We start from the raw sequence: 19,813 nt of genomic DNA on the forward strand, positions 1-19,813 counted from the left end.
TCAGTCAAGCCTCGGCATCCAGTAGATCAACAGATAGATTGGGATCCAGGTCGCGACCACGAAATCCCAGTAGAAGACGTTGTCGCCAACGTCCCCGAAACGCCGGCCGCTATAGCCATGGCGCGTTAACATCAGGACCGTCAGCACCAGCGTGTCGCCGACGTCGGTAATCAGGTGCGTTGTGTGAAGGCCGAGCAGGACCCACAGCATCGAGCCGTACGCATTGGTATCCCAATAAATGTTGAGGGCCGGAAATTCGAACCACCGCACGACAAGCGGTGCGATACCGAGCAGCGACATGACGATCAGGCCGATGCGCACGGGCACCATGGCACAGGCTTCGGCGTAGCGGTTCAGTATGTGATTGGGCACCACGCTGGCGAGCAGCAACAGCGTGACGATGGTGCCCGGCCAATGGTTGGGCGGCGGCACGCCCAATGGCCATTTGGGCGACAGATAGGCGAGGTAAAGATAGGTGCCTGCGGCGAGCGCGAAGCCGGTGCCTTCCAGCGCCATGAAGGCGAGAGTGCCCCACCAGGTCGGGCTGCGCGGTCCGATCCCGAAGGTCGGGAGTTTGGAAAGATCGGCGGCAGGACGCTGTTTCATTCCTCATCCTCCGGATCGCCTTTCGGCCAGAACCAAGCGATCAAAGTGATGGCGATCGGTCCGGCTCCCCAGACCACCGCCCACGGGCTGAAGATCGAATAGAGAAAGGTGGCGCCGACGGTGAGCGCGGCGAACAATGGCCAGATCGACGGCGTCGCCGATTTCTCGCGCACATCTGGATGCGCCTCTGCCACGGTCGAAATGACAAGTTCGCGCGCGTCGACGCGAAGCCCGGTCGCGACAGGCAGCGTGTCACGTTCGGCCCAGAGCGGCTCGGCGTGGGTAACCACCGGGATCCGAGCGAAATTATAGCTCGGCGGTGGAGATCTCGTCGCCCATTCCAGCGTGCCGGCATTCCAGGGATTGTCCCCGGCCGGGGCGCCCCTCGAGGCGCTGTACACCAGGTTTATAGTGAACAGAACGAAGCTTAGGAACAGGATGACCGCGCCGGCTGTGATGAACAGGTTGATGTTGCCCCAGCCGAGTTCCACCGGATAGGTGTAGACCCGCCGCGGCATGCCCCACAGGCCGACAATGTGCATCGGAAAGAACGCCGCATTGAAGCCTAGGAAGGCAAGCCAGAAGTGCCAGCGTCCGAGACGTTCGCTCATCATCCGGCCGGTGATCTTGGGGAACCAGAAATAGGTCGCGCCGAGCAGCGGGAACACCGACCCGCCGATCAGCACGTAATGGAAATGCGCGACCACGAAATAGGTGTCGTGCACTTGCAGGTCCAATGGCACCGACGCCAGCATCACCCCAGTCAGGCCGCCCGCGACGAACGTGAAGAAGAAGCCGAACACGAACAGCAGCGGCGTTCTGATTATCGGGCGTCCGTCCCACAATGTCGCCAGCCAGCAGAAGATCTGCAGCCCGTTCGGGATGGCGATCAGCATGCTCGAGGCGGTGAAGAAGCTCGCGCCGAGCTTGGGCAGACCGGTTGCGAACATGTGGTGAACCCACAGGCCGAACGACAGAAAGCCGACCGCGATCAAGGCCAGTACCATGCCCAGATAGCCGAAAACCGGACGCCGGGCGAAAGCGGCGATGATCGAGGACACCATGCCGGTAGCCGGCAGGAATATGATGTAGACTTCGGGGTGGCCGAAGAACCAGAACAGGTGCTGGAACAGCAATACGTCGCCGCCCTCGGCGGGATTGAAGATATGGGTGCCGACCAGGCGGTCGAGGATCAGGAACGTCGACGTGATCATGACCGCCGGCATCGCGAACACGATGACGAAGGAGGTGACCAGCATCGCCCAGACATAGAGCGGAATCTTGTCCAGCGACATGCCCGGCGCACGCTGCTTCAGCACGGTGACGATGGTGGCAACCGCGACCGCCAACGATGACACTTCGGTATAGGTGATCATCTGCGCCCACACGTCGGAACGCTTGCCTGGCCCGAATTCAGGACCGGACAGCGGCACGTAGGAGAACCAGCCGACGTCGGGCGCCATGTCGAGTGCAAACGAGACCCAGGCGAAGAGGCCACCGGAGAGATAAATCCAGAAGCTGAATGCATTGAGGCGCGGAAAGGCGATGTTGCGGGTGCCGACCATCAGCGGCACGAGGTAGATGCCGGTCGCCTGGACGATCGGCACCGCAAACAGGAACATCATGGTCACGCCATGCATGGTGAACAGCTGGTTGTAGCGGTCGGGCCCGATCAGCCCGCGCTCCGGCCCCGACAGTTGGATGCGCATGGCAACGGCGCTGAGGCCACCGAGGCACAGGAAGGCGAAAGCGGTGATCAGGTAGCGCCGCGCGACAATCTTGTGGTCGACGCTCGAGAGCGCACCGATGATGCCCGGCGCCGTCTGCCATGTCCGCGCCAGCCAGCGGTCAAGGCTGGAGTCGTCGAGGCTGGTATCGCGAGGACCGTCGCGCTCGGGGGCCAGGTCTCCTTTGCCGGCCGCTGCTCGCTCGCCGGCGAGCCGACGCTCACGGGCCACGTCGGCGCTGCTCATTTCAGGCCCTCGAGATAGGCGACGATCGCATTCAGTTCGTCCCCGTCCAGTCGCACCACCGGCATGTGGGCGCCTGGCTTGATCCCCTGCGGATTGGCTATCCAGGCTGCGAGATTGCCGCGGCTCATTGTCAGCGTGCCGGCAGCGAGCGTTTGCCGGCTTGCGATATGGGTGAGGTTTGGGGCGACCGTGCCGCCGGCGATGGTGCCGCCGATCTTGTGGCACATCACGCATGGCCGTTTGAGGAACAGGTCGTGGCCGGTTTTGGCCTCGGCCGACACGGGGGCGGCTGCCGGCCGCAGCTGATCGTTCAGCCAGGCATCGAAGACGGGCCGAGGTTCGGCGATGATGAAGGTGCTCATATTGGCATGCTGCGCGCCGCAGAACTCGGCGCATTGCCCGCGATAGACGCCGGGCTTGTCCGCCTTCAGATCGAGAACGTTCTCGTGGCCTGGAATGACGTCCAACTTGCCCGAGAGGTTCGGCACCCAGAAGGAATGGATAACGTCGGTCGAGGTCACCACAAGCCGCACCGGCTCGCCCGCCGGGATGTGGATTTCATTGGCGGTCGTCAGGATGCGGTTCGGCTGGTCGTTTTCGTAGCGCACCTCCCACCACCATTGATGCCCGGTCACCCGGATCGTCAGCGCCGCATCCGAGCCGATGGCGGCGAGCGTCCCGTTAGCGAAGTAGCTCAGCAGCGTCAGGCCGACCAGGATCAGGGCGGTAGCGGCGAGTGCGGCGACGACAATTCGCATCTTGCTGCGCTCGGCCGCAGCGTCGAGGACAAGCGGGTCGCCGAGCGGCGCCGCGCGCCGGGCCAATGGCACGATCAGCACGGCCATCACCAGAAGCCAGACCACCGTGCACAGCGCGGTGAACAACCAGATCAGCCATGCGAGTTCGCCCGCGGCCGGGCCCTTTGGGTCGAGCGCGGATTGCCAGCCGCTGCATCCTGCAAGGAGCAGGATGCAGGCCGTGCACCCGCACACCGTCCAGACACCGCGGCTCACGGCGACTTCCCCAGCGTCGCGGCGTCCGGCAGGCGATTCTCGGATGGATGGGGCATCATGTCGTCGTCGCGGCCCGGCGCGGCGGAGGACGGTGCGTTGCCGCTCAGTGCCCGGACGAAGGCAGCAAGCTCCCAGATCTGGTCGTCCGGGATCTTGTCGCGGAAGCTCGGCATGCCGTTTGGCCGACCGTCCCCGATCGTGGCGTGGATGCTTTCGATCGAGCTGCCATAGAGCCACTTCTGGTCCATGAGCGCCGGGCCCATGCCGCCACCGCCGTTGGCATGGCAGCCGGAACAGTTGAACCAGTTGAACAGACGCTTGCCCTCGCTGAGGTGGAAGGCGTTGGCCTCGAACACTCCGGCCTTGTTGTTGGACGAGGTTGGCCGCTGGCCGCCCGGCTCGAGGGCCGTGACGGCTGCCGGTTGATCGCCCGAGCCGAGCGCCGACTGTGGACGCGTGTCGCGTTCCTCACGCTGGCAAGCGGCAAGAACGAGCATCGCCGACAGCACGCATGGAAGGCCGCGGTTCATCGCGCTGCCGCCCCGGCGACGTCGAGGCGAGGCACGTCATATGCCGCCAGGGTTGCATCGATCTCGGCGCGGTGTTTGGCGAGCGCTGCGTCTACCTCGCTGCGCAGCGCATCGTCGTCGTGGCGCACGCCCATCGAGATGTCGTAGATCATCGGCAGCAGCGGACCGTCCATGCGCGGCGCAACCGGCGTAATCCGCAACGGTACTTTTTGCCTGGCACCGAAGTAGCCGGCCAACGGCCCCCAGACGACGGCCATATCGATGTCGCCATTCGCGACCGCCTCAATGATGCGCGCTGGCGGGTTCGGCGCCGAATAGTCGCCATAGACGGGGAAACCGACGAGATGGCCGACGATGCCGCGACTGCCAAGCGCCAGGACGGGTGGCGAGTTGGCGCCGTCGTCGCCGATCAGCTGGACGCCGATGTGCAGATCGCGCAGGCGAGGATCGTTGAAGGACGCGATTTCCGGCGCATCCCTGCGTGTCACGAAGACATAGGAAGACCGGTAGTAGGGCGCGGTGGTGCGCAGCATCTCGAGATTGGCGGGCGTGCCGGGCACAAGATCGCACAGGCCGGCCTTCAGCGTGTTGCGGACGAAGCCACGGCGCTGTGCCCACCATGTGTAGGAAACCGTTGCGCCAAGCTCCGTCGCGACGAGTTCGGCGATCTTGTTTTCAAAGCCCTGCCTGGCGGCATTGGAGAACGGCATGTTGTTGGGATCGGCGCAGATCCTCAATTCGCGCGCATCGGCAACGGCGGCGACGAGCGAGAGCGCCAGTGCGCCGACCGCGGCGCCAAACCGCCGGGAAGATTTTCTCCGTGCGCGCGCAACTCGGCCGGTCGTCTCAAGGGAGCCGGAACACATACAGCGTACCTCCCGGCGTGGTTACATCCTTCAGATCCTTCATGACGTTGACGAAGCCGAGCGCGGCGGTGGCGTCGCGCGGATCGAGATCGCTGGATACGATCGCGCCGGCCCAGCCGCCGACGCCCGAAAGAATCGCGACATATTGGTGCCCGTCCGGGCCGCGATAGGTGATCGGCTGGCCGATGATGCCGGACGACGTCTTGAACTGCCACAGCAGTTCGCCGGTCCTGGCGCTGACCGCCTTGAACCAGCCTTCCATAGTGCCATAGAACACGACGTTGCCGGCGGTGGCGACGGCGCCGCTCCACACCGGAAAGTTCTCCTTCAGGCTCCACGCCGGCTTGGCGGCGGCGACATCCCAGGCGGTAAAAGCACCGCGATCGCCGCCTGGTCCGGGGATCATGCGCACGTTCATGCCGACATAGGGCGTGCCGGCGATGTAATTTACCTCGACGCCCTCTTCGTCCATGCAGAGATTGTTGTGCGGGATGTAGAGCAGGCCGGTCTTGGGCGAGAACGCCGAAGGCTGCCAGTCCTTGAGGCCGGACGCGGTCGGGCAGATGTCGCGCACGACCTTGCCGGTGCCGGTCTTCTTGTCCGGATTTACAATCAGCCGGCCGGTCTTGAGGTCGACGCCCGTGCTGGAATTGACTGGCCCGAACGGGACTGCCGACAGGACCTCGCCTGTGGTGCGATCCAACAGATAGACGTAGCCGTTGCGTTCCGGTCGGACCAGCACCTTGCGGGGCTTGCCCTGCCAGGTCATGTCGAGCAGCACCTGTTCGTTGATGCCGTCGTAGTCGTGCAAATCGTGCGGGGTCCATTGATAGAACCATTTGGCTGCGCCGGTGTCGGGATCGCGGGCAAAGATTCCGGCGGTCCATTTGTTGTCGCCGGGCCGCAGATCCGGATTCCACGGACCGGGATTTCCGGTGCCATGGAAGATCAGGTTTAGGTCCGGGTCATAGGAGATCCAGCCCCACACATTGCCGCCGCCGATCTTCCAGGCGTCGGGCGGCCACGACGTCACGCCGAGATCCTTGCCCTTGTCCATGTCGTAATGCGGCTTGAAATCGGGGCCGATCAGCACCTCGGCGTCAGGGCCGGTATTGTAGGCCGTCCAGACGACATGCCCGTCGCCGGCGTCGAGCGCCTTGATCCAGCCGCGTACGCCCATTTCGCCGCCGGAATTGCCGACCAGCACTTTGCCCTTCACCACCAGCGGCGCCATGGTGATGGTCTCGCCGATATTGATGTTGCCGATATGGGTGTTCCAGACCGGTTTGCCGGTGGCCGCATCGACGGCGATGGCATGGCCATCGAGCGTGTTGAAATAGATGCGCCCTTCGAAGAAGGCTGCACCGCGGTTGACCACGTCGCAACAGGCAACTCCCTGCGCGGCGGGCTCGGGGTTGGGCTCGAATTTCCACTTCATCGGCGCGCCGGGCTTGGTAAGGTCAAGCGCATAGAGGATGTTGGGGAAGGGCGTCACGATGTACATCGTGTTGCCGACGACCAGGGGCGCAGCCTCCTGACCCTTGTTGACGCCGGTCGAGAAGGTGAAGGCCACTTGCAGGTTTTTGACGTTGTCTTCGGTGATCTCCGCAAGTTCGCTGTAGCGGGTCGAGGCGTAGTTCTTTGCCGGCATCGCCCATTGGCCGTCGTCGGGCGGAGCAGCTGCGGCAGGCGGATTTATCGCAAAGCTTGACGTTGACTGAGCAACCGCCGCGGTAGTCAGCGCGAAGCCTGCCAGCAGCGTCCATCCCAGCATCGCAGCCAATGGCCTCTTTCCCCTTTTGCCAGGCACCCTATTTTTCGCCGCCACCAGTCGCGCTTGCCTCATTGGCTGTCGAGTTTGCCGACATTGGCGCAGAGCTCCATTAGCTGCAGCTGCGCCGTGTTTGTTGAACACTCTCCAACGCGTGAGCGGCGCAGAAGTGCCAAATGCAACGAAATAAATGTCGGATTCGGTTGGCCAAAGTCGGCGGCCGGGCGCTCGGGACAGCCGATCCGAATGTTAGCACTCAAGTCGGAAGTAAATCTATTCCCGGTGGTCCGGGTTCGGCTGGAACGGAGCGGCGCTTTTCGCAGTTGTGTCGAATGCTGTCTGCAGTCGAGCAACTGGCTCAATCGGTAAAAGAGCGGCGAGCGATCTTGTTCGTTGGAGCCGGGGTGTCGATGAGCGTCGGCTTGCCGTCCTGGCAAAAGCTCATCGAACACATGCAAAAAGAACTCGGTCTGGACGAGGATACGATCGGTGCGCCGGAGGCCAGCTATCAGGCGCTTGCCGAATACTACCGGCTGAAGCAGGGGAGCCTCGGCCCCTTGCGCAGCTGGATGGATCGTGAATGGAGCGTCTCGCGGGAGAAAGTGCAGGGCTCGGCGATCCACAAGCTCATCGTGTCGCTCGATTTTCCGATCATCTACACGACAAACTACGACCGAAATCTCGAAGTTGCCTTCGAGATCCATAGCCGGCCCTTTGTGAAAGTGGCCAATGCGAAGGATTTGCCCAAGGCCACTGGCGAGGTGACGCAGATCATCAAATTCCACGGCGATTTCGACGACGATAAATCTTTGGTCCTGGCGGAGACCGACTATTTCGACCGGCTGTCGTTCGATTCGCCGCTCGACGTGAAATTTCGGGCCGACGCGCTCGGGCGCACCATCCTGTTCATCGGCTACAGCATGTCCGACATGAACATCCGTCTGCTGCTGCACCGGCTTTGGCAGACCTGGCGCCGCTCCGGCTATGACAAGAATCGCCCGAAATCCTTCATCTTCATGTCGCAGCCGAGCATCGTCCAGGAGGCTGTCCTCGGCCACTGGGGCATCGATATGCTGACCGAAGAGGCAGACGATCCTGAGGACGCGCTGCTCGCGTTCCTTAACGAACTCGAGGACAGGGTGGGCCGGCCAGACGGCGCGTGAGAAAACTTGCCGAAACGGATTGGCCAGGCGCTGGGAACCGGCTGATCCGGGACCGAGTCTGAATGGGCGCACGCAAACACCAGCGAAAAATGCATGCCAAACACGACCTGTCGGCCGAGTTGCCTATGAGATCGATTGTTTTGCCCGCAGGTGCGGTCTGACCAGGGACGAAGCACTCAAGATGATGCAAAATGCCGGCAGGTCCAACGATGGAACCAAGGCATCTGGCGAATCCGGGCCGAAGTAGCCGCATGGATTCTACATAGCGGGCGGCCGGGACGGTCATCCGGCACAGCTGCTTCGTCGTCGGTCTCGGTATCCGCATTGCAGTCGGTGGTGGCGCGCACCGCTGAGGATCAAGCGATGCACCGGCCACCACCGATGGAACATCCGCCGACAATTTTCGTTGACATGCTCCACAAGGCGAGAGGTCGAACATGTCGAAGTTCCAAGCCGCTACTCCGGAGCGTTTGCAGCAGCTCAGGCTCGAGGCGACAGCGCACTTTGCGCCGCTCATACTGCGCGAGGCGCTGGTGCGTCTCTGCCGAGCGTGTGGAAGCGAGAGCCTCGAACGGTTCGAGAAGACCATGGTTGACCAAATCGAGGCATCGCGTGACGAAAAGGCCGATTTCGACACAATGAAGGAATTTGCCATCGAACAGCTCTATGGCTGGATTCGAGAAGTCAGGTCTTCACCGGACATGACACAGCCGCTGGAGAATGTAGACACCCGAAGGACCGCTGGCCGCTCGGAAGAGCCGCAGACGCTGGAAGACCAGCTGCAGGCGGGTCTGGAGGATTCTTTCCCCGCAAGCGACCCGCCGGCTGTTGTTTCCACCGCGATCCCCGGCGGATCGAAGAAGCTGGTCGGAACCGACGAGGTCCTCAGACAGCAGCAGGAGAAAAAGGCCGAGGAAGCCAGCCATTCGCGATAAACGGCTCTGCGGGGAAGCAGCCTGCCGGTTCACCCGCCGTCCGGCATGAAGGCTGTCCGGGCATGTGTGTCATGCGGCTCGCCTTCGACAAGAATCTTCGCTTCCAAAGCCGCGTCGATAAATGCTTCGCGGGCTTCCGCTGCCGTAATCTGGCCGATCTGGGCGCCATCCAATGCATCTCCCGCCATCAGCGACAACGGGGCATTGCGGGCAGGCCATTTCTCGCTTTTGAGGCAGTAAGAAGCCTCGAAAACGGAGCTGACCATTCGCGATCGTCCCGGTTTGCCGAAGTAGATGCAAACCGGAGCATCGAACTTTATCTCCAGCATGGCGGTCCTCCCGATTTAACCACCCTTGATATAAATTAGCCTCAGCGGGTCACATGGCCTGCTGGGCATTTTAGCCGACGTCGCGAACCGCAGTGGGATTGGTGCCTGCTGGTATTTCGGCGGCGACATCGTGCGCCAGAATGCCCGCCTTGCGGGCGAATGCTTCGAACGCCGCGCGCACGGTCTCGGCATCGACCTCGTCAGCCAGCCCGGCGCGACAGGCGTCGAACGCCGCCTTGTGCGCCGGGCCGCGACTCGGCCATTCGTTCAAGACGTCATAGGCCTGCCAGATATTTTCGACATGGCGAGGGAAACCAAGGCCGACGAGAATTGGAACGGGGCGGCCAAACGATTTTTTTGTCATCTGTGTCTCCGCGAAAGAGCCTGTCGCATCAACGCTGGGCGGACGCGAGGCCCATGCTCTTTAACGCGGGATTGCTGCACGGGTTGCAGCGGGTTTGTTCGATCGTGCGCCGGCCGATGCTGGCGTCATTTGTTGGTCCGCATCTTTTGCCGGGGATTGATACCGCCTTGAGGCGTGGTGTCGTTCTCGACATCGCCTTCGAACGTGTTGTCGCCCTGATCGAGCCGGTCGCCCTCCTTGATCGTGCCCTTGGAACTGCCGATGCCGGGATCGTTGGCAAGGTCGCTATCGGCCGGCGTTTTGCCTTTGGCGTGCTTGTTTCCTGTCATGGGTTCCTCCTGTTTTGAGGTGGCGGACTGTCCTTAAGGTGGCGGCCCAGGCTCGCTGCGAAAATCGCGTTTCGACACGCCAATGGCGGCGCCCCGGATTTTCGGACGGCCTGGATTCCAACTCCGCGATACCGGTGGTTGTTCCGTCAAAAATATCACCGCCGGCTGGGTTGCCCAGCCAAGCCGCTCCGGTTCCCGATCCGGGTGATTTTCGCCAGCCGGAACGATCTTTCGCCCAATGCATTTAACTGGTCTGCGCTCACGAACTCATTCTGGACGGGAGCTGGACCATTGCCACCTACAGCCTACGCCTTGGCGACTCGCGAAACCGAAGAAGTTTCCATCGTCGACCTCATACCCGCTTTGAGGGCTTTCGCCCGCACCTTCTGCCGCACTCCCGATGATGCCGACGACCTGGTCCAGGAGACGCTGACCAAGGGCTTGGCCAACATTGACAAGTTCGAAGCTGGAACGCGCATGAAGTCATGGCTCTTCACGATCATGCGCAACACCTACTACACGCGTGTCAGGGCCGCGGTGAGGGAAGCGCCCGGCCTGCTCGACTGCGCTTCGCTGCGGCCGATCTCGGAAGCGACGCAGGAATGGTCCGTACAGGGCAAGGAGGTCCACCAGGCCATCCAGAGTCTTCCTGAGCACCAGCGCGAGGTTCTGATGTTGATAGGCGTTCTGGGCATCAGCTATGAGGAAACGGCCGAAATATGCGGTTGCGCGGTGGGAACCGTGAAGAGCCGGCTCAACAGGGCACGCGCCGGCGTGCTGGAATACCTTGGCGAAAGTTCCTCGCAAACCCTGATGGAAAGGCGCAGCTATCTGTCCGAAGGACAACTGGACTTCGAAGCCGAGAGGCGCCGCTAATACACGTCACGTTAGTTACTGGCTTCGCGCAAGCGCCTTTCGATAAGCGCATGCTGCAATTCGATCGCAAGTTTGGTCAGCCGGTCAGGAACCCTTTCCTGCTCGATGGCCGCAAGCAAGGAAGCGATTTCCCGATCTATCGTCAGATCGGCACGCCTGCTGCCGGAATCTTCCCTTGAGCGAGACATCGCGTTCTCTTGGCAAATGTTGGTTCCTTCACCTCACTCTGGTGGCAACAGTGCGAGTTTGCAAGAATTTGCAGGGCGTCCATGCGACCGGCATCGGTCCTTGCACAGCTTCGTCAGCGGTTGGGCTCTCGCCGCCTTTCAATTGCTCACCGGCTGCAAGCCACATGCTGCCGCAACGATCAGTCTTCAGGCCGCCGATCCGCTGAATGATCCTGGTACTGCTCGGACTTGACCCGATTGCCGTCGAGCCCACGCTCCTTGGTGTGCTGCTTCTTGTCTCTGTTGGACAGAACGGCGTTCTCTCCGATCTTGTCCTTGGGAAGATCGGTCATCGCGCCAGCGCCAGCGCCTTTGCCGTGACTGCCGCGACCGATGTGCTTCTTGCTGCCGGACGCCATCTTGTCCTCCTTCATACTGTCGAATAGCGGCTTTTCCCGTTCGGCATCCGAACCATCGTTGGGCCGCAATGTTCCGCCGGAAATCGTAAGCAGGAAGGCATCGCCGTCCCAGTGCCGGAACGGCTTTTCGCCGTCGACGAGGACTTGCATGCCATTTGCGTTGGCGAAGTTATGGACATCGGCGCGATCCAGCGCCGGCGATCCGCGATATGAATAATTCAAAAGCGCGGCCATGCCCGGCCTCTTCAGCACGCGCGCGATTTCCACGAAATGTCGCTCCGCAAGGCCGGCCAGCACCAGATAGGGAAAGCTGTCGACGGCCAGCACGCGGTCGAAGCTGGCATCGCAAAAATCGGCAAGATCGAAACCGCGCGTAGGGCGGAATTCTACATTGCCGAGCCCGGCGCATCGCCGGCGGGCGATCGAGATCATCGCTGGGGATATATCGCTGCCGACGATCCGGTGCGACAGAGCGGAGAGCGCCTGTTCGAACCGACCGATACCACAGCCGATATCCAGTATGTCGCGGTCAGTGCCGGTAAAGCCTCGCCTCTCCAGCCATGCAACGATCTCAGCCGTAGCGGCAGAGAGCTTTTCCTCATTGCCCAGCGATGACAGCTGGATGCTCGCCGCCGGGGAGATCGCCGCCGCCGCGTCAAACCCGGCCGCCAGCCGCTTGACGACCGCATCGTCGGTCTCGCCCTCGCCACGCTCGTGCCGAACGGCAGCACCTATTTTGCGCAGCGTGGCGAAGATCTCGGGCCTGCGCTGAAGCAGGTCGGCAATCCGTCGTAGTTTTGCCGTCTTTCGCGCATCGGCCGAATGTGTGTTTTGTGCAATCTTCGCCAGTTCTGCGGCTTCGATTCCTGTCTCGAAACGGAGAGCCAGCCTGGCGATGACGGCTTCGACGCCGGCACCGTCTGCCATGCAGTCCTCCAGCACCCGCCTTGCTGATGTCGACCGCCGAGATCCTGGCTGCGTCGCGCTCATCGCCCTTTGCTCCGCGTCCAGATCTTGCGCATCGTCCACCGGTCTACGGCGCCCCAGCTGTACTTGTAGGCCTCTTGCCCGCGCAGAAAATCGAACTCTTCCGCGCCTTCGCAGATCGCCTGCCTTATCGCTTGGCCGATGAGCAGCGCGCCGGGACTTTCCTCGGCATAGGCCGGATCGAAGCCACCGAGATAAGCGCAAGCGCGGCCACGATGATGGAACCCGTAATAGGCGCCCACGATCGCGTTACCGATCGTGATAAGCCAGCATCGGGCAAGCGCTTGGGCAGCCATTTGCGGCAGCGCCTGACGGTGGAATTCTTCCACGCGGGAATCGGACAGCACGCCGTCGCCGTGTCCGGCCCAGCGCGCGCGGTGAAGGCGGATCAGGTGGTCGAGGAATGTCTGCGGATCGGACACGGGTTCGATGGAGACACTGCCGCGTCTCGACGCGGCCCTGTGGGCGCGGCGCAATTGGCGCCTCCGCCGCGCCGGAACACAGCCTTCAAGCGTCTGGTCGCCGGCGAGGGCGAGCACCGGGCAAGCGGCGTGACCGACGGCTTGGCACGATTCGAGCGCGGCATGCCTGATGGCAAGGCCGGCGCCGCCGGGAGGCAGATCCTGCAAGATCCACTGTGACCAGCCGACGGAAAGAACGGCGCCACCGATGACTGCGCCGACCGGTTCGGCGATCTCGGGAAGACAAAGGACATCCAGATAGTCGCTCAACGAAATGCCGAGCGGAAGCAATCGCGCGCCGGCGTCGTGGCGTTCCAGATAGAGTGGCGCCAGGCCGACCAGATCGTCGCCACGCCAGATGGCGACCGTCGCTAGCTCGCCGGGAGCAAATGTCCGCCACCATGGCAGCAACCATGCGGGAGACTGGAACGGCGTCGCCGAGGGACTGCGCGACCAGAGTTCCCACCAGTGCGGCTCGAGGGCTTCGAGGTCCGCCGGATCGTCGATGGTCTCACTGCGGAGCATGTCGCGCTCACTTTGCCGTCGCGAGCTGCCCGCTGTCTGTGCCGAGCCGTGCCAGCGCCCGATAGGCGTCCATGTAGGAGGAAACCATGCGGTCGAGTGAAAAGCGCCGCCGCGCCTCGGCCCGGCAGGTCTCGGGGTCCAGGCTGGGTGCGGCAGCGATGGCTTCGGCCATCTCGTCGACATCCCCGACCAGATACCCGGTCTTGCCGTGCTCGACCACATCCGGCAGTGCGCCATTCGGGAAGGCCACCACGGGGGTGCCGCAGGCGAGCGCCTCCATGGCGACGAGCGAACTGGTTTCCGCGGCAAGGCTCGGGATGACTAGGCAGCGGGCTGTGTTCAGCAGGCGCCGCTTGGCGACAAAGCCGAGCGGACCAAGGAAGCGGCGCCGGTCGTCCAGCCGGGGTTCGACCTCGTCGCGAAAATACGCTGTGTGCGTTTCATAGGGGTAGACCTTGCCACCGATGACCAGCGGCACTCTGGCCTTCTTGGCTGCGTCCAGCGCCAGATGGATGCCCTTTTCCGGGCAGACGCGGCTGAGCACGAGCGCAAAGTCGTGTTTGGCCTGCGGTTCGCTCAGCGCGTCGACGTCCACTCCGTTGGGAATCGGCCCGATCAGCCTGGCTCCCGGTGGTGCGGTTCTTTGCTGAGCCGCCGATACGGCATGCAGCCACAGATCGTTTCGCGCCGGACGCAGAGCGTCGGCCGGATACCAGTCGAGCGGCAAATGCAAGGTCACCAATGTCGGCCCGTCGCCCGGCAGATAGGCGTCGAAATCGATGCCGTGCAAATGAACCACGTCGATTGGCCAACGGGCGCGCGCGGTAGCAATTGCGGCGCGATGAGCACGCTGTGCCCGGTGCCTCGCCGCTTCATCGAGCACGCCCGGTTCGGCCGGCGTCTCGATGAGGACACCCGCAGCGCTCGAGCCCTGGCAGCCGATCACGATCGAGCGGTGTCCGGCCTGTACGAGCGCCTGGTCGAGCATCGACAGCACCTGCTCGGCACCACCGACCGCATCCGGCCCGACCGGGGCGAGGGGATAGGCGACGTTGAGGACGGTGAGCGTCATGGCTGGAGAGCCGAAGCTCCTCACGCTGCGGAGGCGCGCAGCCTGCCGACCGAAGGGGCAGCGATGCTGCCGGCATATCGGCGCGTCATTGCCGCGCAGAAGTCGGCGAATTCCTCCGGCACCAGCGGCGGACTGCTGTGGTGCGGCATCATTCCGCGGTGTTCCGGCGTGAAGCAGAAGGTGACCGTCACGTCGAAGTCGGCCAACGCCTCCATCTGCCTGTCGAACCAGTCAAGTGCGTTCGGCCTGAAGCTGTCGGCCCAGGAAAGCCCGGTGCGCAGATTGGTGACGCCGAGCCGTTTCATCCAGGCGACGGCGTCACCCAGCCGGTGATCTTCGAAATGGAACCACTGCACCAGTCCCATTGCCGGCGCGTGGCGCAGGAATTCCTCGAGCGCGGGCTTTGGCGTGCCGTCCTGGCGCAGCAGGCCCATGTAGAAATGGCGGTAGTAGGAAGAGCCTTCCGCCTCGCGATGGCGCGTCGTCGCTTCCCATTCTCGCGGCAGGTCGTAGAGGCTATACCATTGGATGCGCGGTGCGTTGCCGATCAGCAGTTCCGCGGTCCGGCGCAGGCCCCAGACCTGCACCTCCTCGGCGCCGAAGGTCGACACGCCGACCTCGCTGACCCATACCGGAAGATCGGTGACAGCCGAAATCTCCCCGATCTTCTGCGGCCATTCGTGGATCTGCCAGAGGTTCCAGTCGAGCGGGAAACCGTGCACGGCGACAGCATCGACATGATCGAGCACGTCGAACTCCTTCATCCGTGTCATGAAACCGGCATCGATCGGCGAGATGCCGCCAAGAACCTTGGTCAAGGCCGGATTCTCCGACGCGATCGCGTCGGCGGCCAGGATTGCCATGTTGGCGAAGCGGCTCCAGTCGGGGTCGAGCTCGGGATCCCAGTGGGATTTGTTGTTGGGCTCGTTCCAGATCATCGCGGCTTCAATCATTTATCGGTCCTTTCGACGGGTAGACGGCGGCGCCGCCGGCCGGCACGTCGCCGGTGCGGCAGAAATAGACCTCCTGCTCCGGTTGCAGCACGATCTCGAAGCCGGCGCTGCGCAGCATGGCTTCGGTGCAGGCGCGATTGGGAATCCACCAGTTGGTCGGGTCGTCGGCATAGCGATGCTCGATGAAATGCAGCTTTGGGAACTCCGGCCGGTCGAACAGGTCGTGGGTCCAGAAATGATAATTCTGCTCGAGCGCCGGCACGTTGGTGCTGCCGCGCTGCATCGACTGGAAGATCATCAGGTCCCGGGCGACGTGCTCCCGGATCAGATCGAGTGCGAGCAAGGGATGGCGCAAATGGTAGAGCACGCCCATGAACAGCACGATGTCGAACCGCTCATGCAGGGCGCCAACGTCGTAGACCGAGAGCTGCCGGAATTCGATGTCGCAGTCTGCTACCTCAGCGGCAAAGCGCGCCTGCGCCAGGTAAGCCTCATCGAAATCGATGCCAAGCACGCGGCCGGCGCCGCGGCGTTTCATCTCGATCGAATAGAAACCCGCATTGCAGCCTATGTCGAGCACCGCCTTGCCGGAAAGATCGGCGGGGATGGCGTCGGCGAATTTGCGCCATTTGATCAGGGGGTAATTGCCGAGGAAATGATCGGGAGCCGTTTCGACGCCGGCCAATTCCATGTTGTGGAACCATGGGCCGAGCGCATCGATACGGCGGCGGATTTCGGCATCGGAATGCAGCATGGCTAGCCTCCTTCGCCTGCGAGGACAGGGACGTGCTGGTGGCCGGGCAGCGTAATGGCGACTTGGTCGTCCTTGGTACCGCCGGCGCTTTCAAGCAGGCGAAGTGCGGTGCGGTAGCCGTTGAAGGTGCCGACGTCGACATAGGCGGTGCCAGCCTTGATGCCATAGGCATCGCCTCCGGCGGCGAGATAGGCATTGACCAGCGTGCCGATATATTCGTCGCACCGGTCCCGTTCCCGCCACAGCGCGGCGAGCTGGTGAAGGGTGCGGCCGGGCATCTTGAACGCACCCCAGATCCAGTTCGATTGGGCATTCTGCTGCTTGACCTGGATTTGCTTCACCCGGTCGTCCTGGTCGACAACGACGGCATCGAAGAACTCCGGCTGGTCCACCGGAAACAGCAGGAAGGACAGGCCGTCGTCCGGGAGGGCCAGGAAGCCGTCTTCGGGAAACCAGATTGTATCGGGCAACCCGACCAGAACGGTCTCATCGGCTGTGACGAGCGGTGCGGCACGGAAGATGGCGTCGCAAAGGCCGACCGGAGAGGGCTGCACCACAAACAGCGCAGTCGCGTCGGCATAGCCGGCAGAATAATATTCGAGGATATCCGACTTACCCGAGCCGATGACGAAGCAGATCTTGTCGGCCCCCGCGCGCACCATGCGGCGCACCAGGTATTCGCTGACCGCGCAAGGCCGCTCGGTGTTGCCGTCGATGCGGCTGCCGACCGGCAGAAGCTCCTTCGAAAAGCCGAGCGGCTGGATGCGGCTTCCCCGTCCGGCTGCGGGCACGATGCCCAACATCAAACTGCCTCCTTCAACGGCTCGCCATGCGTGGAGCCGTGCAGTGCATCGGACAGGATGCGGTCGAATTCCTTCGCGCGCCGCGCCGAGGTGTGTTCGTCCAGCACCCGCTCGCGCGCTCGGCGGCGGATAGCGTCAAGCTCGGCGTCGGACAGGTCGAGCGCGGCGACCACGTCGTCGGTGCTGTTCGCCACGACGATCTCTTCGCCGGGCCGGAAAAAGGCCTCCAGTCCCGGCCATGTGTCGCTCACCATCGCGGCACCGCAAGCGGCGGCTTCGAACAGCCGGCCGGAAGGACACCAGCCCCTTTCGGCCATCGCCTCGCGGGTCACGTTCAGGGTCAGCCGTGATGATGAAAAGAAGGCGGGGTGGTCGGCCGGCGGCAGATGCCGGACGAAGAAAATATTGTCGCTCCACGGGAATTCCTGCGGATATTGTGCGCCGCCAATGATGAAGCGGCGCTCCGGCAGGCGCGCAGCCGGACTGACCAGCAGCCTCTCGACCCCGACCTGGCGGTCTGCCGCATAGGTCCCGAGATAGGAAAGGTCGCCGGCAAACTCCGGCCTGGGCGGAGCCGGCCGGTGTCGCTCTGGATCGACATGGCCGTAGAGCGGCATGACGCGGCGTGCACCCAGCATCGACTTCAATGCGTCGATCGCGGTGCCTCCCGTGTAGCTCAGCACGAGATCGAAATCGCGAAGCCCTTCCGGCCCGAAATAGGCCGGAGGCTCACCTTGTTCGATCCGCGCCAGTGTCACCGGCGTATCCAGATCGTAGAACACCTTCAGCCCGCGACAGGCCTGGAGGGCAAGGCGCGACGCGCTCACGGCATCGGGGCAATAGGAGGTGACGATGACCACATCGGCCTCATTCATCGCCTGCTCGGCAACGCGCTGGATGTCCTCCCAATCCTGATAAAGGACGAGGTTGCCGCCATCCAACTGGTCGAGGTCGCGCGTCCCGGCATAATAGGGAGTGTTGCGTTCGAAGAAGGTGATAGACCAGCCCAGCCCGGCCATCGCCCGGATCAATCCGCGCCACAGCGTAGCGTGCCCATTGCCCCACGACGATGTCACGGTAAGACCGAAAATGACCATGCGCATCCGGCAATTCCTCGTCAGGCAGCTTCGTTGAGTCTGATCAGCTTCGACCCCCAGTCCCCCCAAACAACCGTGGTGATCGACGCTGGGTCGATATCGAAGCGAAAGCAGTTTCCCAGCGACAGGCCGAGCACCTTGCACACGGCGGCCTTGATGACGTCGGCATGGCTGACCAGTGCGACGCCCTGGTTCTGGTAGGTGCCGCGGACCTGCTCGATCAATGAGACGACGCGTTGCTGCACGTCCAGCATGGTCTCGCCGCTCGGTGTTCTCGCCTGCTGACGCTGGTCGTTCCACACTCGCCAGTCGGCATCCTGGTTCAGCTCTTCGAAGGTCTTTCCCGACCAGGTGCCGAAGTCGATCTCATCGAGTTCCTCGCGGATCACGATCTCACCGGCATTGCAGGCGAGCGCGATCGGATTGGCAGTCTCCTGCGTGCGTTCGCGCGGGCTGCAGAAGATTGCCGCTATCGCGTCGCGTGCCATGCGGTCTGCCAGATGCGAGGCCTGTGCCTTGCCGGCTTCGCCGAGGCAAACGCCGGCCATCCGTCCGGCAAGATAACAGCCGACATTGTCGTGCGCGGCGTGGCGCACCAGAAAGAACGTCGTCGTCATTCCGCGGCATCGAGCATCGGCTCGTCCTTGCCGGCGATGAACGAGAGCGTGCGCTGGCGGGCTTCCGCGTCGGTGAACTGCTCGGGCGGCGATTTCATGAAATAGCTGCAGGGACCGGTCAGCGCGCCCGCGATACCGCGGTCGAGCGCCAGCTTGGCGCAACGCACCGCATCGATGACGACGCCGGCCGAATTGGGCGAATCCCACACTTCCAGCTTGAGCTCGGCATTCAGCGGCACACCGCCGAAGGTTGTGCCTTCGACCCGGATATAGGCCCACTTGCGATCGGTCAGCCACGGGACATGGTCGCTCGGCCCGACGTGAATGTTGCCGGGCTCCAGGGGAACGTCGATCTGGCTGGTGACGGATTGCGTCTTTGAGATCTTCTTCGATTCCAGCCGCTCGCGTTCCAGCATGTTGAGGAAGTCGGTGTTGCCGCCGAAATTGAGCTGATAGGTGCGATCGATGCGCACGCCGCGCTCGCGGAACAGGTTGGCGAGCAGCCGGTGGACGATCGTCGCACCGACCTGGCTCTTGATGTCGTCGCCGATCAGCGGCAGGCCGTGCTGCTCGAAGCGCCGGCGCCACTCCGGCCGCGAGGCGATGAAGACGGGTATGCAGTTGACGAAGGCACAGCCCGCCTCGAGCGCGCACTCGGCATAAAAGCGCGTTGCCTCCTCCGAACCGACAGGCAGATAGGACACCAGGATTTCGGCGCCGCTTTCGGCGAGGATCTTGCCGATGTTGGCGACCGGCTCGTCGGCCTCCACGATCTCGTCGCGCAGATATTTGCCGATGCCATCCAGCGTCGGTCCGCGTTCGACGCGGGCGCCGGTAGGCGCTACATTGGCAAAGCGGAAAGTATTGTTCGGCGCGCTGTAGATCGCGTCTGCCACATCGCGTCCGACCTTGCCGTTGGCGACGTCGAAAGCGCAGACCACTTCGATGTCCTTGACATGATAGCCGCCAAGATCGGCATGCATCAGCCCGGGTATGGGCTCATTGCTCCTTGCGTCGCGGTAATAGGTGATGCCCTGAACAAGGGAGGAGGCGCAGTTGCCGACGCCGACTATTCCGATCCGAACTTTCTTCGATCCCACGAAACCGCTGCCTATGCTGTTGAAGGTAAGTTCTTCGTGCCAAACCGCCTGCCTCGCTGATTGTTCCTTGCCGGCTGCAAAAATCGTGCAACCGATGGTGGAT

General features: G+C 62.9%; 22 protein-coding genes and 1 pseudogene. 4 read left to right on the forward strand and 19 right to left on the reverse strand.

The window, feature by feature from the left end; all coding sequences use genetic code 11:
• Genes NKJ73_RS10155 through NKJ73_RS10180 form a run of 6 tightly spaced genes read right to left on the reverse strand, consistent with a single transcriptional unit; the run spans position 1 to position 6,762 of the window.
• Positions 1-606 carry a cytochrome c oxidase subunit 3 gene (locus tag NKJ73_RS10155; protein ID WP_352569230.1) on the reverse strand — a complete coding sequence of 202 codons (606 nt, stop codon included), beginning with the start codon at positions 604-606 and terminating at the stop codon, positions 1-3.
• Positions 603-2,579 (reverse strand): cytochrome c oxidase subunit I, encoded by a 1,977-nt coding sequence (ctaD, locus tag NKJ73_RS10160; protein ID WP_352569231.1) that lies wholly within the window; start codon positions 2,577-2,579, stop codon positions 603-605. Before ctaD ends, NKJ73_RS10155 begins: the two co-directional genes overlap by 4 nt.
• Positions 2,576-3,592 (reverse strand): cytochrome c oxidase subunit II, encoded by a 1,017-nt coding sequence (coxB, locus tag NKJ73_RS10165; RefSeq protein ID WP_352569232.1) that lies wholly within the window; start codon positions 3,590-3,592, stop codon positions 2,576-2,578. The genes ctaD and coxB overlap by 4 nt, the downstream gene beginning before the upstream one ends.
• Complete coding sequence (locus tag NKJ73_RS10170; RefSeq protein WP_352569233.1) at positions 3,589-4,122, reverse strand: c-type cytochrome; 534 nt, start codon at positions 4,120-4,122, stop codon at positions 3,589-3,591. The genes coxB and NKJ73_RS10170 overlap by 4 nt, the downstream gene beginning before the upstream one ends.
• The gene (locus NKJ73_RS10175) at positions 4,119-4,988 is read right to left on the reverse strand and encodes a substrate-binding domain-containing protein (protein WP_352569234.1); all 870 of its coding nucleotides are present in this window, start codon (positions 4,986-4,988) and stop codon (positions 4,119-4,121) included. Before NKJ73_RS10175 ends, NKJ73_RS10170 begins: the two co-directional genes overlap by 4 nt.
• Positions 4,969-6,762 carry a methanol/ethanol family PQQ-dependent dehydrogenase gene (locus NKJ73_RS10180; protein WP_352569439.1) on the reverse strand — a complete coding sequence of 598 codons (1,794 nt, stop codon included), beginning with the start codon at positions 6,760-6,762 and terminating at the stop codon, positions 4,969-4,971. The genes NKJ73_RS10175 and NKJ73_RS10180 overlap by 20 nt, the downstream gene beginning before the upstream one ends.
• Before the next feature lie 329 nt (positions 6,763-7,091).
• On the opposite strand from NKJ73_RS10180, the gene NKJ73_RS10185 reads away from it, so the two are divergent.
• A complete protein-coding gene (locus NKJ73_RS10185; protein ID WP_352796248.1) occupies positions 7,092-7,922 on the forward strand; it encodes an SIR2 family NAD-dependent protein deacylase in 831 nt (276 codons plus the stop codon).
• A 437-nt stretch (positions 7,923-8,359) separates the two neighbouring features.
• A complete protein-coding gene (locus tag NKJ73_RS10190) occupies positions 8,360-8,857 on the forward strand; it encodes a hypothetical protein (protein WP_352569236.1) in 498 nt (165 codons plus the stop codon).
• A 29-nt stretch (positions 8,858-8,886) separates the two neighbouring features.
• On the opposite strand, the gene NKJ73_RS10195 is transcribed toward NKJ73_RS10190, so the two are convergent.
• From NKJ73_RS10195 to NKJ73_RS10205, 3 genes are all read right to left on the reverse strand, one after another.
• The gene (locus NKJ73_RS10195; RefSeq protein WP_023676146.1) at positions 8,887-9,186 is read right to left on the reverse strand and encodes a DUF982 domain-containing protein; all 300 of its coding nucleotides are present in this window, start codon (positions 9,184-9,186) and stop codon (positions 8,887-8,889) included.
• Positions 9,187-9,256: 70 nt separating this feature from the next.
• On the reverse strand, positions 9,257-9,550 hold the full coding sequence (locus tag NKJ73_RS10200; protein WP_023676145.1) for a DUF982 domain-containing protein: 294 nt from the start codon (positions 9,548-9,550) through the stop codon (positions 9,257-9,259).
• Between the two features lie 125 nt (positions 9,551-9,675).
• Entirely contained in the window at positions 9,676-9,879 is a 204-nt protein-coding gene (locus tag NKJ73_RS10205) for a hypothetical protein (protein ID WP_023676144.1), read from the reverse strand.
• A 312-nt stretch (positions 9,880-10,191) separates the two neighbouring features.
• On the opposite strand from NKJ73_RS10205, the gene NKJ73_RS10210 reads away from it, so the two are divergent.
• Both NKJ73_RS10210 and NKJ73_RS10215 read left to right on the forward strand, forming a co-directional pair.
• Positions 10,192-10,755 (forward strand): sigma-70 family RNA polymerase sigma factor, encoded by a 564-nt coding sequence (locus tag NKJ73_RS10210; protein WP_023676143.1) that lies wholly within the window; start codon positions 10,192-10,194, stop codon positions 10,753-10,755.
• A 50-nt stretch (positions 10,756-10,805) separates the two neighbouring features.
• Entirely contained in the window at positions 10,806-10,934 is a 129-nt protein-coding gene (locus tag NKJ73_RS10215; RefSeq protein WP_352569237.1) for a hypothetical protein, read from the forward strand.
• A 188-nt stretch (positions 10,935-11,122) separates the two neighbouring features.
• Here NKJ73_RS10215 and NKJ73_RS10220 read toward each other — a convergent pair whose 3' ends face one another.
• From NKJ73_RS10220 to NKJ73_RS10265, 10 genes and pseudogenes are all read right to left on the reverse strand, one after another.
• On the reverse strand, positions 11,123-11,341 hold the full coding sequence (locus NKJ73_RS10220) for a hypothetical protein (RefSeq protein ID WP_023676213.1): 219 nt from the start codon (positions 11,339-11,341) through the stop codon (positions 11,123-11,125).
• 225 nt (positions 11,342-11,566) lie between these two features.
• Positions 11,567-12,331, reverse strand: a pseudogene (locus NKJ73_RS10225) (class I SAM-dependent methyltransferase); the annotation flags it as partial.
• Positions 12,328-13,314, reverse strand: a complete 987-nt coding sequence (locus NKJ73_RS10230) for a GNAT family N-acetyltransferase (protein ID WP_352569238.1) — start codon at positions 13,312-13,314, stop codon at positions 12,328-12,330. The gene NKJ73_RS10230 and the pseudogene NKJ73_RS10225, both read right to left, overlap by 4 nt.
• Before the next feature lie 7 nt (positions 13,315-13,321).
• Positions 13,322-14,386, reverse strand: a complete 1,065-nt coding sequence (locus NKJ73_RS10235; RefSeq protein WP_352569239.1) for a glycosyltransferase family 4 protein — start codon at positions 14,384-14,386, stop codon at positions 13,322-13,324.
• A gap of 20 nt (positions 14,387-14,406) precedes the next feature.
• Positions 14,407-15,339, reverse strand: coding sequence for a glycoside hydrolase 5 family protein (locus tag NKJ73_RS10240; protein WP_352569240.1), 933 nt, complete (start codon positions 15,337-15,339; stop codon positions 14,407-14,409).
• Positions 15,332-16,093: a TIGR04290 family methyltransferase gene (locus NKJ73_RS10245; RefSeq protein WP_352569241.1), complete on the reverse strand. Its 762-nt coding sequence runs from the start codon at positions 16,091-16,093 to the stop codon at positions 15,332-15,334. The genes NKJ73_RS10240 and NKJ73_RS10245 overlap by 8 nt, the downstream gene beginning before the upstream one ends.
• Before the next feature lie 2 nt (positions 16,094-16,095).
• Positions 16,096-16,896 carry a nucleotidyltransferase family protein gene (locus NKJ73_RS10250; RefSeq protein ID WP_352569242.1) on the reverse strand — a complete coding sequence of 267 codons (801 nt, stop codon included), beginning with the start codon at positions 16,894-16,896 and terminating at the stop codon, positions 16,096-16,098.
• Positions 16,896-17,999, reverse strand: coding sequence for a CgeB family protein (locus tag NKJ73_RS10255; protein WP_352569243.1), 1,104 nt, complete (start codon positions 17,997-17,999; stop codon positions 16,896-16,898). The genes NKJ73_RS10250 and NKJ73_RS10255 overlap by 1 nt, the downstream gene beginning before the upstream one ends.
• Positions 18,000-18,013: 14 nt before the next feature.
• Positions 18,014-18,610 (reverse strand): histidine phosphatase family protein, encoded by a 597-nt coding sequence (locus tag NKJ73_RS10260; protein WP_352569244.1) that lies wholly within the window; start codon positions 18,608-18,610, stop codon positions 18,014-18,016.
• On the reverse strand, positions 18,607-19,710 hold the full coding sequence (locus NKJ73_RS10265; RefSeq protein WP_352569245.1) for an inositol-3-phosphate synthase: 1,104 nt from the start codon (positions 19,708-19,710) through the stop codon (positions 18,607-18,609). The genes NKJ73_RS10260 and NKJ73_RS10265 overlap by 4 nt, the downstream gene beginning before the upstream one ends.
• Positions 19,711-19,813: the final 103 nt, after the last annotated feature.

This window comes from Mesorhizobium sp. M0074 (assembly GCF_040322975.1).
GTDB lineage: Bacteria > Pseudomonadota > Alphaproteobacteria > Rhizobiales > Rhizobiaceae > Mesorhizobium.

What these genes read in the sequence shown, in the direction of transcription:
- NKJ73_RS10155 (WP_352569230.1), bottom strand. Translation starts at nt 606, where the DNA reads ATGAAACAGCGTCCTGCCGCCGATCTTTCCAAACTCCCGACCTTCGGG.
- ctaD (WP_352569231.1), bottom strand. Translation starts at nt 2,579, where the DNA reads ATGAGCAGCGCCGACGTGGCCCGTGAGCGTCGGCTCGCCGGCGAGCGA.
- NKJ73_RS10170 (WP_352569233.1), bottom strand. Translation starts at nt 4,122, where the DNA reads ATGAACCGCGGCCTTCCATGCGTGCTGTCGGCGATGCTCGTTCTTGCC.
- NKJ73_RS10175 (WP_352569234.1), bottom strand. Translation starts at nt 4,988, where the DNA reads ATGTGTTCCGGCTCCCTTGAGACGACCGGCCGAGTTGCGCGCGCACGG.
- NKJ73_RS10180 (WP_352569439.1), bottom strand. Translation starts at nt 6,762, where the DNA reads ATGCTGGGATGGACGCTGCTGGCAGGCTTCGCGCTGACTACCGCGGCG.
- NKJ73_RS10185 (WP_352796248.1), top strand. Translation starts at nt 7,092, where the DNA reads ATGCTGTCTGCAGTCGAGCAACTGGCTCAATCGGTAAAAGAGCGGCGA.
- NKJ73_RS10190 (WP_352569236.1), top strand. Translation starts at nt 8,360, where the DNA reads ATGTCGAAGTTCCAAGCCGCTACTCCGGAGCGTTTGCAGCAGCTCAGG.
- NKJ73_RS10195 (WP_023676146.1), bottom strand. Translation starts at nt 9,186, where the DNA reads ATGCTGGAGATAAAGTTCGATGCTCCGGTTTGCATCTACTTCGGCAAA.
- NKJ73_RS10200 (WP_023676145.1), bottom strand. Translation starts at nt 9,550, where the DNA reads ATGACAAAAAAATCGTTTGGCCGCCCCGTTCCAATTCTCGTCGGCCTT.
- NKJ73_RS10205 (WP_023676144.1), bottom strand. Translation starts at nt 9,879, where the DNA reads ATGACAGGAAACAAGCACGCCAAAGGCAAAACGCCGGCCGATAGCGAC.
- NKJ73_RS10215 (WP_352569237.1), top strand. Translation starts at nt 10,806, where the DNA reads ATGCTGCAATTCGATCGCAAGTTTGGTCAGCCGGTCAGGAACCCTTTC.
- NKJ73_RS10220 (WP_023676213.1), bottom strand. Translation starts at nt 11,341, where the DNA reads ATGGCGTCCGGCAGCAAGAAGCACATCGGTCGCGGCAGTCACGGCAAA.
- NKJ73_RS10230 (WP_352569238.1), bottom strand. Translation starts at nt 13,314, where the DNA reads ATGCTCCGCAGTGAGACCATCGACGATCCGGCGGACCTCGAAGCCCTC.
- NKJ73_RS10235 (WP_352569239.1), bottom strand. Translation starts at nt 14,386, where the DNA reads ATGACGCTCACCGTCCTCAACGTCGCCTATCCCCTCGCCCCGGTCGGG.
- NKJ73_RS10240 (WP_352569240.1), bottom strand. Translation starts at nt 15,339, where the DNA reads ATGATTGAAGCCGCGATGATCTGGAACGAGCCCAACAACAAATCCCAC.
- NKJ73_RS10245 (WP_352569241.1), bottom strand. Translation starts at nt 16,093, where the DNA reads ATGCTGCATTCCGATGCCGAAATCCGCCGCCGTATCGATGCGCTCGGC.
- NKJ73_RS10250 (WP_352569242.1), bottom strand. Translation starts at nt 16,896, where the DNA reads ATGTTGGGCATCGTGCCCGCAGCCGGACGGGGAAGCCGCATCCAGCCG.
- NKJ73_RS10255 (WP_352569243.1), bottom strand. Translation starts at nt 17,999, where the DNA reads ATGCGCATGGTCATTTTCGGTCTTACCGTGACATCGTCGTGGGGCAAT.
- NKJ73_RS10260 (WP_352569244.1), bottom strand. Translation starts at nt 18,610, where the DNA reads ATGACGACGACGTTCTTTCTGGTGCGCCACGCCGCGCACGACAATGTC.